Origin of the sequence: Paenibacillus sp. LC231 (assembly GCF_001860525.1) — a bacterium.
In the GTDB taxonomy this organism is placed as follows: domain Bacteria; phylum Bacillota; class Bacilli; order Paenibacillales; family Paenibacillaceae; genus Paenibacillus_AQ.
Window position 1 is genome coordinate 45834 of record NZ_JFOM01000012.1, and the last position, 13171, is coordinate 59004.

Here is a 13171-nt window from a genome sequence, read left to right on the forward strand (position 1 = left end):
CTTATACAGCCTCCCCTTGATCCATCGTTAATTGGTCGAATGCTTCGTCCAGGCTTCCTTGATCGATGCGAATGTCGCGTACAGCCAGCCCGGCCCGGAACAGAGCCGCCAGCGCCGTGTCCGTATCATCGGTAACGGCGTTCAGCCGGCCGTTGTGTTCATACACATCGGTTACGCCGGGTACCTCATGAAGCAGCTCCTTGACCTGCTGGTGGTCCGCATCCACGATAAAGGAAACCGACCTTCGTGTCAGCTTGGCTTTGATCGCTTCCGGCGTGCCATCGGCGGCAACCTGACCTTGATGGAACAGCAGAATGCGGTCGGCCATATCGTCCGCTTCTTGCAGATAATGCGTGGTGAACAGAATCGTTTTGCCCTGATCGGCAAGCTTGCGTACCGTCTGCCAAAATAACCGGCGGGCCGACGTATCCAGGCCGACCGTTGGTTCATCGAAGAACAGCAGCTCGGGGTTGCCCGCAATCGCCAGCGCAAAGCTGAGCTTGCGTTTCTGGCCGCCGGACATTTTGACAGCCCATTTGTTCAGTTCTTCCGCGGTAAGTCCGCTCAAGCTAGCGATTTCATTCAGTGTTAACGGATTCGGATAATAGCCTCGGATGAGATTGATAATTTCGCGCGTCCGCAATCCGTCCATAACACTGACCTCTTGAAGCATGGCTCCAATCTTCTCACGGACCTTCAAGTCCTTCGGACTGCGCCCGAACAGGAGAACTTCACCCTGGCTGGCGTCTTTAAGGCCGAGCATCATGGAGATGGCGGTTGATTTCCCTGCTCCGTTGGGGCCGAGAATGGCTGTGATCGACCCTTTCTCTATCGTAAACGACACTTGGTTGACGGCTTTTTTGCTTCCGAACATTTTAGTTACCTGCCGCAGCTCTGCAATAGGTTCTTGGATTGGGTTTGTCATGGAATCGCTCCTCCGTAATCGAAATGATCTGAATTCATCATACGAAAGCGAGGGAATCCCCGTTAGTAAAGGATGTCACCACTTCAGAGTGACAATTGTCATGTCGGATCTGCCGTAGGAGAGGGGAGTTAGATGATGAACAAACTAGGGAGGTTTCGCAGGCCTTTGTATGCGCTTACATAATCGGAAATAAAGGACTGCTTACGGTTTCCTGTCACGTGGTGTTCTCTTGACCGCAGAAGTGCCTTCAATTATAGTGGGTACAGTAGGAGCAATCTATAATATAGAAGGAAAAAGGTGGCTTGAAACATGTCTGAGAACATCTACGTCGGTGTCGATCTGGGCGGAACAGCAATTAAAGTTGGAATTTGCAATGAAGAGGGGCATCTTCTGCATAAGTATGAGGGGCCGACGGAAACAGCCAAAGGCGTTGACACGGTTATTGACAACATTGAGAAATATGTGCGTCACATTGTGGAAGAATCGCCATTCAGCTGGGATCAACTTGCTGGTGTGGGAGCTGGATTCGCCGGCTTTACGAATATTCGTGAAGGCATCATTATTCTGGCACCGAATGTAGGATTTAAAGATGTACCGATTCGCGCACTGCTTGAAGAGCGTCTCGGCAAGCCCGTCAAAATAGACAACGACGCCAATGTAGCTGCATTGGGTGAAGCCTGGAGCGGCTCAGGGCGCGGCGTTGAGAACTGCGTATGCTACACGCTGGGTACCGGTGTTGGCGGAGGCATTATTATTAACGGCAAGATTTATCAAGGCTTCGGCGGCATGGCTGGCGAGCTTGGACATATCTCGGTTGTGCCGGACTTGGAAGCGATTCAATGCGGATGCGGTGAAATGGGCTGTCTGGAGACAGTTTCGTCGGCAACCGGCATTATCCGTATGGCGAAGGATGCCGTAGAGCGTGGGGACCGTACTTCCCTTGCCCATGTAGAGAGCATTGCGGCGAAGGAAGTGTTTGATGCTGCAAAGGCTGGCGATGAAGTTGCCATTCGGATCGTGAATCGCGCAGCTTATTACCTGGGCAAATCTATGGCTGCCGTTGCGGCCGTGCTGAATCCGGAAGCCTTTATTATCGGCGGCGGCGTATCCAAAGCCGGCGACATTCTGTTTGATGAAGTCCGCGCTGTATTTGCGAAGCTGACACCAGAGCCGCTTCAGCGAGGTGTGCGCATCGTTCCGGCTGAGCTCGGCAATGATGCCGGCGTTGTAGGCGCTGCCGGACTGCATTTGCGTTCGTAATCATTATTCACCATACATCGTCTGATCTAAACTTATAAGGGAGGGAAAGCTGATGCTGGAAGCAGCCAACCGAGGCAGCAACACATCATCCATGGCCACCCTGATCATCATCACCGGGATGTCGGGAGCAGGTAAGACCTTGGCCGTACAAAGTCTGGAGGATCTTGGATTCTTTTGCGTCGATAACCTGCCTCCGGTGCTCATTCCCAAATTCGCGGAGCTGATCGATCAATCCAAGGGTAAGATCGGCAAGGTTGCATTGGTCATCGACCTGCGTGGCCGCGAATTTTTTACGGCTCTATCGGAGTCTCTGAGTTACATCAAGGACCACTTTACCATCCACTGCGAGATTCTATTCCTGGATGCAACGGATTCCGTGCTTGTACAACGTTATAAGGAAAGCCGCCGTCGCCATCCGCTCGCTCCGGAAGGCATGCCGCTTGACGGAATAAGGTTGGAGCGCAAAATGCTGGATGAGCTGAAGAATTCGGCTACCCAGGTGATCGATACGAGCAATATGAAGCCTGTGCGATTGAAGGAGAAGATTATCTCACGTTTCACACATCTGGAGAGCAGCACGTTATCGGTAAATATCACATCCTTTGGGTTTAAATACGGGATTCCGATTGACGCTGATCTGGTATTTGATGTGCGCTTTCTGCCCAACCCGCACTATGTGGAGCAGCTGCGCCCAAATACCGGCCAGAATAGTGATGTATATGAATACGTGATGAAATGGCCGGAGACGCAGGCGTTTCTAACCAAACTGCTCGATATGCTGCATTTCTTGATCCCGCAGTATCGGAAGGAAGGCAAAAGCCAGGTTATTATCGGCATTGGCTGTACCGGCGGGAAGCATCGCTCCGTTGCGATAGCGGAATACCTTGGCAAAATGCTGGGCGTTAGCGAAACGGAGACGGTATCGGTGAGTCACCGTGATTCCGATCGGGATCGGCATTAATTAAGGGAAGTGATAAATGTGGCTGTGCAAGCTAGAAAGCGTCCCCGCATCGTCGTGATGGGTGGAGGAACCGGGCTGTCCGTTATGCTCCGGGGACTCAAGGAGAAGCCGCTTGATATTACGGCTATCGTTACCGTCGCTGATGATGGGGGAAGCTCCGGCATACTGCGTAGCGAATTGCAGATGCCGCCCCCGGGAGATATTCGAAATGTACTTACAGCGCTCGCCGATGTGGAGCCGCTGTTATCCGATATATTGAAATACCGCTTTAAGAATGGCTCGGGACTGGCCGGGCACAGCCTCGGCAATTTAATCTTGGCTGCCATGACGGATTTGCACGGTGATTTTGTCACGGCAGTCAAGGAGATGAGCCGGGTTTTTGTTGTTCGTGGACAGGTTCTGCCCGCGGCGGGTGAAGCCGTTATTTTGCATGCAGAGATGGAAGACGGTTCTATCGTGACCGGTGAATCCAAAATCCCGGAGGCTGGGCGCCGCATTAAGCGGATCTTTCTGGAGCCGGAGCATGTTGAGCCGCTGCCGGAAGCGCTGGAGGCGATTCAGCAGGCCGATGCAATTCTGATCGGTCCGGGAAGCCTATATACCAGTATTTTGCCCAATTTACTTGTTCCCAAGCTTGCTGAAGCCATCGTATCCTCTGAGGCGATAAAAATGTTCGTGTGCAATGTGATGACGCAGCCTGGAGAAACCGATAATTATACGGTGAGCGATCATTTGCAGGCCGTTTACGATCATATTGGTCTTCATCTGTTCGATTATGTTATTGTAAATGATGGCGAAATCCCGCCGCAGGTTCAGGATAAGTATGCTCAGAAGGGTGCAAAGCCCGTGTTCCTGGATCGTGATGAGGTGACCAGCAGAGGGTACAAACTCATTGCAGATAAGCTTGTGCTATTTAGAACATACTTAAGACATGACGCTGACAAGCTGAGCAATCATATTTTTCAGCTGGTACAGGATTGGATTACACGAAAGGGGTGAGTACCTTGTCCTTTGCGGCACAGACGAAGAAAGAACTGACAATGATCGAAAGCCAGAACTGCTGTGAAAAAGCCGAGCTGTCCGCGCTCATTCGGATGAACGGTTCTGTTCAGCTTTCGAACAAAAAGGTAATCCTGGATATTTCAACGGAAAATGCCGCGATTGCAAGACGTATTTATTCCTTAATTAAGAGGCATTTCCAGGCACATACCGAACTTTTGGTGCGTAAAAAAATGCGTTTGAAGAAGAATAACGTATATATCGTTCGTATTCCCGCCCAGGTTCAGGAGATACTTAAAGAACTGCGCATCGTTTCCGAGGGCTTTCTGTTTCAATCGCGGATTGATGAACAAATCGTTCGCAAAAATTGCTGTAAACGCGCTTATTTGCGCGGTGCCTTTATGGCTGGCGGATCCGTGAACAATCCGGAGGGGTCTTCATACCATCTGGAAATTGCCTCAATGTATGAAGAGCACTGCCAGTCCCTGGTGGATCTGGCGAATGAGTTTCATCTGAACGCACGCTGCATCGAGCGGAAGAAAGGCTTTATCTTCTACATTAAGGAAGGCGAGAAAATCATCGAGTTCCTTAATCTGATAGGTGCCCACCAGGCATTATTCAAGTTCGAGGATGTCCGGATTATGCGGGATATGCGGAATTCGGTGAACCGGATCGTGAACTGCGAGACCGCCAACCTGAACAAAACGATCGGCGCTGCCGTCCGTCAGATTGAGAACATTAAGCTGCTCCAAAAGGAAATGGGTCTTGAGAATTTGCCCGATAAACTGCGGGAAGTGGCTGAAATTCGACTGGCTCATCCGGATATGAATCTGAAGGAAGTCGGCGAGCTTCTTAAAGGAACCGTCAGCAAATCCGGCGTTAATCACCGCCTGCGCAAAATCGACGAATTGGCCGAAAAGATTCGGAATGGGTAAGAATTTTTTCTTCTAGTGTCCTGTATGGTAAAATGGTATAATATTATAAAATGTCAATCGCGCTTTCAATGCAGCAGATTTATTAGATAGGGGGTAATTTTCATGACAAAGCACCCGGTAGTCGTTCGGTTAAAGACGGGTCTTCACGCCAGACCGGCCGCGCTGTTCGTTCAGGAAGCGAATAAATACTCATCTGAAATCTTCGTTGAAAAAGATGATAAAAAAGTTAATGCCAAAAGTATCATGGGAATTATGAGCCTTGCGATCAGCTCTGGTACGGAAGTTTACATTAGTGCTGAGGGAGCCGACGCGGAGCAAGCGGTTACTTCACTCGTGAACTTGGTGAGCAAAGAGGAACTCGAGAACCAATAAGGGTCACCGTGATTGAAGTTTAAGAAAAGTCTTGTTACTGCAAGGCTTTTTTTGCTATCAAGGCCTTCTGTTGCTGGATTCTCGCTTGGTTTTCGTGCATACATATGGATAGATTCGAGAAGGGGCGGAGAAATCCGCTCTTTTTGTACATCGTGCGCACTGCTGCTGCGTGGTCCGGGGCATGCTTAGATGGCTTTTTACTATATTGGAATATTTATGTTTTTTTGGGGTCCCCGCAAAGTAGTTGGAATAAGATCGTAGCTTAGGCTCCATTTGGTGGGGTCATTTTAGGTTGTTTCTCTAAAAATAAGCCTTCGTTTAACTTCAGTTTAACTTGTTGAACTATTCTTTCCTTACAGACAATAAACAAGGATGGAAGGGAAGAGAAAAGGATGAGAGAAACGGACCATACTTCGATACAGGAAATAGCTCAGGAAAGGCAGGCCGGCAGCAGCAAAGCGGGTTCGCAGGCCTTCTTCCGGCTGTTAAAAGAAACGAAACCGCCGATGCTGCTGCTGATTGGAGCCATCTTGCTGAATGTGGTATCAACCCTGGTCGGGCTAGTCATTCCGATGTTTACAAAGAGCCTGGTGGATGGCTTCTCCTTAACGGATATGAACCGCTCCCACATCATCGGACTTGGGATCGCATTTGTGGTGCAGACGATAGCCTCAGGGGTTTCGATCTTTTTGCTGAGTTATACGGGACAGAAGATGGTGGCCGCCCTTAGGGAACGGTTGTGGAAAAAGCTCCTGGTGCTGCCGATCCGCTACTTCGATCATAATCGTTCAGGGGAATCGGTCAGCCGGATGACGAATGATACAGGAGTGATCAAAAGTCTCATATCGGACCATGTGGCCGGATTTTTTAGCGGGATTATTTCTATCGTCGGTTCCATTGGGGTGCTCCTCTATCTAAACTGGAAGATGACACTGACGATGTTTATCGTCATTCCGATTGCAGCGCTGATTCTTGTGCCGCTTGGCAAGAAAATGTATAAAATCTCGCTTGGCATGCAGGATGAGACGGCTACGTTTACGGCGAATATCAGTCAGGTGCTGTCGGAGATTCGTTTGGTGAAAGCATCAAACGCTGAGGACAGAGAGTATGAGAATGGGCATAAAGGGATCACCAATCTGCTGAATTTCGGGATTAAGGAAGGCGTGGTATCCGCCTGGATCGCGCCGCTGATGTCCTTCGTGCTGATGATGCTGCTGGTGGTGGTCATCGGGTATGGCGGACTTCAGGTATCCACAGGGGCATTGACCGCCGGCGAGCTGGTTGCGTTTATCCTGTATCTGATTCAAATCGTGATGCCGATGACGCAGTTAACGACGTTTTTTACCCAGTTTCAGAAGGCCAAAGGAGCAACCGAGCGAATATTGGAAACACTGGATGCAGAGGAAGAATCCATTTCGGAAGGTAGCAATGTGGTGAACGCGAATCAGCGGGTGTCCATCGAGAATCTGTCGTTTGGTTACAAACCGGATGAGCTGGTACTGCATGATATCAGCTTTCAGATGGAGCCGGGCACGGTCACGGCAGTGGTTGGACCGAGTGGCGGAGGCAAAACGACGCTGTTCTCCATGCTCGAGCGGTTTTATCTTCCGCAAAAAGGACAGATCCGATTGGGCAAGACAGCGATTGATACGTTCTCTTTACGCTCATGGCGCGGGTTGATTGGTTATGTCTCACAGGATAGTCCAATGATCGCGGGAACCATTCGTGACAATTTATGTTATGGGATGGACCGGGAAGTGAGCGATGGGGAGATCCGAAGAGCGGCAGAAATGGCCTATGCAGATGGATTTATCGACGAGCTGCCGCATGGTTTTGATACGGATGTGGGCGAACGGGGCGTGAAGCTCTCCGGCGGTCAGCGGCAGCGGATTGCCATAGCCAGAGCCTTGCTGCGGGATCCGAAGATTCTGATGCTGGACGAAGCCACCTCCAGTCTGGACAGCCGTTCCGAGATTGAAGTGCAGAAGGCCCTCAAGAACCTGATGGCTGGCCGGACGACGATTATTATTGCGCACCGGTTATCCACGGTTGTAGGAGCGAATCAGATTATTTTCATTGAAAAAGGAACGGTAACCGGACGGGGAACGCATGATGAATTGATTGAGCAGCATGACATGTACAGAGAGTTTGCCGTGCAGCAGCTGCAGATGAATGAAACGATTGAGGCCTAAGGGCGCCTTGAAATGCTGGGGAAGAAGGGATGGCCACCATGGCAAAAATATTGGTAGTGGACGACGACCCGAATATCCGCGAACTCATAAAGGTGTTTCTGGAGGAAGCGGGGATGGAAGGGGTATTCGAAGCCTCGGATGGCGTCGAGGCCTTGTCCGTCATGGAACAGACATCCGTCGATCTGGTCGTGATGGATATCATGATGCCGAATATGGACGGATGGGAGCTGTGCCGGGAGATCCGGAGGAACACCGGTATTCCGGTGCTGATGCTGACGGCAAAAGGGGAAACGAGGCAGATCGTGAAGGGTTTTGAGCTGGGTACCGACGATTATCTGGTGAAGCCCTTCGAACCAGCGGAGCTTGTTGTGCGCGTCAAAGCGCTGCTGAAGCGGTATCAGGTAGCCGCATCGCAGACGGTGACCATCGGCAAGCTGCAGATGAACCGCAGAACCTATGAGGTCAAGGCGGGTGATGAGGCTTTTACCCTGCCGCTGAAGGAGTTTGAGCTGCTCTTCAAGCTGGCCAGTTATCCGGGGAGCACGTTGCCGCGCGACAGGCTGATCGAAGATATATGGGGATATGACTTTGAAGGGAACGAACGGACGCTGGATGTCCACGTGAATCGGCTGCGGGAGCGGTTCCCGGAGGAGAAATACCGGTTCAGGATTCGAACGGTGCGCGGTCTGGGTTACCGCCTGGAGGCAGGTGAAGGTTAATGAAGAAAACGCGCAAAATATTGTGGAAGATCGTTCGGGAAACGCTTCAGACCATCTTGGTCTTTGCGGTATTAGGTGCGTCATGGACGGCGGCGACCTATGTGACGCGGTTTATTTACACCTGGACGGGAACGCCGCGTTGGGATTATGTCGTCCAGCTGATCAACTTGTTTGTTGGCGTCATCATCTTCTTCCTATGCATGCTTGTCGTGGGCATGTTCTTCAAGCATCGGCAAATGGCCATGCTGAATTCCATTACGGATGCCATGCGCCGGATATCGCAGGGAGACTTCAAGGTAAAGATGAACGAAAATGAATGGCGCGGGGAGTTCAAGATGATCGCCAGCAGCATTAACGACATGGCCGGCGAATTGGGGCGGATGGAGACCATGCGTCAGGATTTCATCTCCAATGTGTCCCATGAAATTCAATCCCCGCTTACTTCGATTCGGGGGTTTGCAAGGGCGCTCCGAAATCCCCGCCTCACGGAGGAGAAGAGAGCCCGTTACCTGGAGATTATCGAAGGAGAGAGCCGCCGCTTGTCGCAGCTGAGTGACAATCTGTTAAAGCTGTCATCCCTGGAAGGAGAGCAGCCGGCATTCGAAAGGGCCCGTTACCGGCTCGACGGGCAGCTGCGTGCGGTCGTCTTGGCGCATGAGCCGCAGTGGCTGGCGAAACGGATTCAGGTGGATCTGGATCTCGCAAAGGTAGAGATTGAGGCCACAGAGGATCTGCTGAGTCAAGTGTGGACCAACTTGCTGCACAACAGCATCAAATTCACGCCGGAAGGCGGTATGATCACCATCGTGCTAAAAGCAAGGGAAGACGGAGCCGAGGTTACGATGACGGATACGGGGGTCGGGATGTCGGAGTCGGACCAGCTGCATATATTCGAACGCTTCTACAAAGCGGACAAATCGCGTAACCGCGCTGCGGGGGGCAGCGGGCTTGGATTATCGATCGTGAAGCGGATCGTCGATATTCATCAAGGGAATATTACGGTCCAATCCGAGCTTGGGAAAGGCTCGGCATTTACCGTGAAGGTGCCGTATAAGCGATCACTGGATACGAAGTAGTGATCGTGCGGTGAAGGTTGGACATAAGACATAAGCATTTCCTCGGTAATCTTGCGAATGTAACGGACACCAAGGACCTTATTTGCCGAATTAAGCACCATAAACTAAAATAACGGACACCAGATCCGTTATTTTAGGATTTGTATAGCTAAATGCAGTCTTTTGGCGGGAATAACGAATCCTTAGTCCGATTGTCTTCGGAAAAGCCCCATTTCCCATCAAATAAGGTACTCTCGGTCCGTTAGCTCCACTAAAGCAGGGTTCAATGCACATGAATATGCTCGACAGCTGAGCACATTCCGAGGCCACGCACCGTGTTTACCGCGTGCCTCTTCCCCGCGCGGTGTAATAATGGCTGCTGCAAGATGATCAGCGTTGAGTGCACCTCGGCCACTCATCGTGCGCACAGGGAGCAGTGCGCACAGGGAGCAACCCGCAAGGTACGTGCAGCCATACGGCAACGGTTGCTACAGGTAGGTTAGCTGCACCATTACAGCACCTTCTCCAAAAAGCTGATCGTACGCTCATGCTTCGGTCTGCCGAACACTTCCTCCGGCGGGCCTTCCTCTACGATATACCCGCCATCCATGAAGATCACCCGGTCCGCAACCTCGCGGGCAAAGCCCATCTCATGCGTGACGATCATCATCGTCATGCCTTCGCGCGCGAGATCCTTCATCACGCCGAGCACTTCGCCGACCATCTCGGGGTCCAGCGCCGATGTCGGCTCGTCAAACAGCATGATGTCCGGATTCATTGCCAAGGCCCGGGCGATCGCGACACGCTGTTTCTGCCCGCCCGACAGCTGGCTGGGGAAGGCCTCTGCCTTATCGGAGAGGCCTACTTGCTCCAGCAGCTTCAGCCCTGTGGCACGCGCCTCGGACGCGCTCTGCTTGCCCAGCTCGACCGGGGCAAATGTGATGTTCTTCAGCACATTGAAGTGGGGGAACAGATTAAAGTGCTGGAACACCATGCCGATGTTCTCACGCGCCTTGTTGATGTCCGTTTTAGGGTCATTGATATCCTTGTCATGTACGAACACCCTGCCTGCCGTAATGTCCTCCAGTCGGTTGATGCAGCGCAGGAAGGTGCTTTTGCCGGAGCCCGAGGGCCCGATGACACAGACAACCTCGCCTTCCTGAACCTGCATGTCAATGCCCTTCAGCACCTCGTTCGTTCCAAAATTCTTCTTCAGTCCTTCTACGCGGATTTTATCCATGACGCACCTTCCCTTCCAGACGGCCCGAAATTTTAGTCAGAATAGTAATCACGACCAGATACATGATGGCGACCACGAGCCAGATATCAAACGAAGCGAATGTTCTTGCGATGATGATTTTCCCGGATTGGGTCAGCTCGACAAGGCCGATTACCGACAGGATCGACGTATCCTTGAGCGTGATCACCAGTTGGTTAATAAAGGTCGGAATCATGACTTTGATTGCCTGGGGGATGATGATTTTCATCATGGCTTTACGGTATGGCAGACCGAGCGAGCGGGCAGCCTCCAGCTGTCCCGGGTCAATGGATTGGATACCGCCCCGGATAATTTCCGTGACATAGGCACCGGCATTCAGGCTAAGTGTCAGGACAGCTGCCACGATCGGCGACATCGTGAACCCGAGCGCTTGCGGAATACCGAAGTAGATGAAGAAGGCAAGGACCAGCAGCGGTATGCCGCGGAAAATATCCACGAATACCGTTGCGATGCCTCGGAGCCATTTATTGCGTCCGACCTTCATAAAACCGAATATCAACCCTAGGAAAAACGCAAAGAACAGCGATACGATGGTCAACAGCAGCGTATTGCCAAGGCCCTTCAGCAGCGAAGGCAGCGACTCCACGATTAGCTCCCAGCGGCTTTGATTCGCCGCGCCCACGGCATTTTCGCCAATGTATTTTGCCTTAATGCGATCGTACTCTCCGCTTGCCTTCAGGTTGATCAAGCCGGCATTGAATTTCTCCAGAAGCTCCTGGTTCCGTCCCTTGCCGACGGCAAATCCGTAGGAGGCACCTGGCTCCATATCCGTAACGATCTTCAGTCCATTGTTCTGCTCGACTCCGTATGCCAGCACGGGGAAGTCGTCAAAACAGGCAACGGAATTGCCGGTCCTGACATCGTCATACATCTGGGCCGAATCGTCAAAAGGCACGATGGTGAATCCGTATTTGGAGGATATGGATTCGGCAAAGCTGTAGCCCTCCGTACCGGTTTTGACAGCGACTTTTTTTCCTTTTAAATCCTCGTACCCTTTAATAGACTCCTGATCCTGGCGAATGGCCATGACCACACCTGATTCAAAATAAGGATCGGAAAAATCGAATTTCTGCTTCCGCTCTTCCGTGATGCTCATGCCGGCAATGACTCCATCGACCTGATTGGCTTCCAGCGCCTGAACCGCCGCATTGAAGCCGAGCGGCTTGATCTCATATTTGAAATTTTGATCTTTTGCGATCGCATCCAGCAGATCCATGTCGATACCGACAAATTTGCCGCTTGCATCCTGGAATTCAAACGGGGCAAACGTAATGTCCGTTCCGATCTGATAGGTTTTACCGGAGGCTGGCTCTGCCGCGGCGCTTGCCGCCCCGTATGGCATGCCCGCTGCCATGAGTATCAGCAGTGACATGAACGCGTATAACATCCGGAATGATTTCATAGTGACCTCCTCTTTTTAAACACCGATGTAAGTTAGTTACCCATTAAGGCTTCCTTATTAAACAGTTGCCGTCTTCTTCATTCGGTATCTTATTTGGCTAAATAGCCAATCATGCCTAGAAATACCAATGAATTGGGCGTACAAAAATTTATTGCAAGAAAAAATATCAAAACGCTCCGATTCGGATGCAACATTTACCAATGCCCTCACGTTAGAAGGGTAAGGCAAGCATGGCAGCGATGCCAATATCGAAGGAGGCTGACAAAGATGAAAAGATGGGTCAAACAAGTAGGTTCTATCATGATTGCAGGCGCGCTGTTGACTGGCAGCACGGCTTTGGTTGGGTTGAGCGGAGAAACCGAGGTGCACGCGGCGGAGGCAGCACAGCAAAATCTTCTTACCGTACTCGGTAAAGGCGAGATCTCGGTGAAGCCAGATATCGTTTATCTTTCCATCGGGGCGGAATCATATGCGGAAACCGCAAAATCCGCACAGAAGAGCAATGCGCTGAAAATGGATAAGATTACGAAGCTGTTGAAAGAAACGTGGAAGATCGACGACAAGGATATCAAAACCGAGCAGTTCTACGTACAGCCTAACTATACGTACTCTGATGATAATGGACGTAAAGTGAAAAACTATTCGGCGTATCATTCCCTGGAAGTCACGCTTCGCGACTTGAACAAAGTCGGCGATTTGCTTGATGCAGCGTCCGATGCCGGCGCCAATTCCATTGGAAACGCACGTTTCTCAGTGGAGAACCGCGATGCGTTCGAGGCCCAAGTGATTGATAAGGCGATGGCGAATGCAGACCTGAAAGCTCAGGCGATGGCAAAAGCCTCCAAGCGCCAGTTGGGCATCGTGCTGAACATTGTGGAAGGTTCCGTTGGTGTAGATACCATCTTTGGTCTCGAAAAAATGGCGATGGAAGCACAATCCACGGCAGCGGACGCGGGCGCAAACACATCCGTGAAGCCGGGCGAAATCAAGATCTCGACGCAGCTGTACGTGCAATATGAGCTGAAGTAGTTGTTTGTTTTCGACTCAGCATGCAGAAAACCGTTCATCCGGA

The 13171-nt window shown here is 51.3% G+C and carries 12 protein-coding genes; 9 read left to right on the top strand and 3 right to left on the bottom strand.

Going from position 1 to position 13171, the window contains the following annotated elements; genetic code table 11:
• Position 1 precedes the first annotated feature (1 nt).
• Entirely contained in the window at positions 2-925 is a 924-nt protein-coding gene (locus tag AK95_RS08195) for an ABC transporter ATP-binding protein (RefSeq protein ID WP_071219479.1), read from the bottom strand.
• Positions 926-1234: 309 nt separating this feature from the next.
• On the opposite strand from AK95_RS08195, the gene AK95_RS08200 reads away from it, so the two are divergent.
• The 8 genes from AK95_RS08200 (at position 1235) to AK95_RS08235 (ending at position 9439) form a co-directional block, all read left to right on the top strand.
• On the top strand, positions 1235-2185 hold the full coding sequence (locus AK95_RS08200; RefSeq protein ID WP_071219480.1) for an ROK family glucokinase: 951 nt from the start codon (positions 1235-1237) through the stop codon (positions 2183-2185).
• A 52-nt stretch (positions 2186-2237) separates the two neighbouring features.
• Positions 2238-3146 carry an RNase adapter RapZ gene (gene rapZ / locus AK95_RS08205; protein ID WP_071219481.1) on the top strand — a complete coding sequence of 303 codons (909 nt, stop codon included), beginning with the start codon at positions 2238-2240 and terminating at the stop codon, positions 3144-3146.
• Positions 3147-3203: 57 nt separating this feature from the next.
• Entirely contained in the window at positions 3204-4145 is a 942-nt protein-coding gene (locus AK95_RS08210; RefSeq protein ID WP_181469905.1) for a gluconeogenesis factor YvcK family protein, read from the top strand.
• A gap of 5 nt (positions 4146-4150) precedes the next feature.
• Positions 4151-5080, top strand: a complete 930-nt coding sequence (gene whiA, locus AK95_RS08215; RefSeq protein ID WP_071219483.1) for a DNA-binding protein WhiA — start codon at positions 4151-4153, stop codon at positions 5078-5080.
• A 102-nt stretch (positions 5081-5182) separates the two neighbouring features.
• On the top strand, positions 5183-5452 hold the full coding sequence (locus AK95_RS08220) for an HPr family phosphocarrier protein (RefSeq protein WP_006207570.1): 270 nt from the start codon (positions 5183-5185) through the stop codon (positions 5450-5452).
• 392 nt (positions 5453-5844) lie between these two features.
• Positions 5845-7644 (top strand): ABC transporter ATP-binding protein, encoded by a 1800-nt coding sequence (locus AK95_RS08225; RefSeq protein WP_071219484.1) that lies wholly within the window; start codon positions 5845-5847, stop codon positions 7642-7644.
• 38 nt (positions 7645-7682) lie between these two features.
• Positions 7683-8363 (top strand): response regulator transcription factor, encoded by a 681-nt coding sequence (locus AK95_RS08230; RefSeq protein ID WP_071219485.1) that lies wholly within the window; start codon positions 7683-7685, stop codon positions 8361-8363.
• Positions 8363-9439: a HAMP domain-containing sensor histidine kinase gene (locus tag AK95_RS08235; RefSeq protein ID WP_071219486.1), complete on the top strand. Its 1077-nt coding sequence runs from the start codon at positions 8363-8365 to the stop codon at positions 9437-9439. The genes AK95_RS08230 and AK95_RS08235 overlap by 1 nt, the downstream gene beginning before the upstream one ends.
• A 490-nt stretch (positions 9440-9929) precedes the next feature.
• Here AK95_RS08235 and AK95_RS08240 read toward each other — a convergent pair whose 3' ends face one another.
• A complete protein-coding gene (locus AK95_RS08240) occupies positions 9930-10658 on the bottom strand; it encodes an amino acid ABC transporter ATP-binding protein (protein WP_071219487.1) in 729 nt (242 codons plus the stop codon).
• On the bottom strand, positions 10651-12039 hold the full coding sequence (locus AK95_RS08245) for an amino acid ABC transporter substrate-binding protein/permease (protein WP_235613061.1): 1389 nt from the start codon (positions 12037-12039) through the stop codon (positions 10651-10653). Before AK95_RS08245 ends, AK95_RS08240 begins: the two co-directional genes overlap by 8 nt.
• Positions 12040-12366: 327 nt before the next feature.
• Here AK95_RS08245 and AK95_RS08250 point away from each other — a divergent pair, with 327 nt between their 5' ends.
• Positions 12367-13128 carry an SIMPL domain-containing protein gene (locus tag AK95_RS08250; RefSeq protein WP_071219489.1) on the top strand — a complete coding sequence of 254 codons (762 nt, stop codon included), beginning with the start codon at positions 12367-12369 and terminating at the stop codon, positions 13126-13128.
• The last annotated feature ends 43 nt before the right edge of the window (positions 13129-13171 follow it).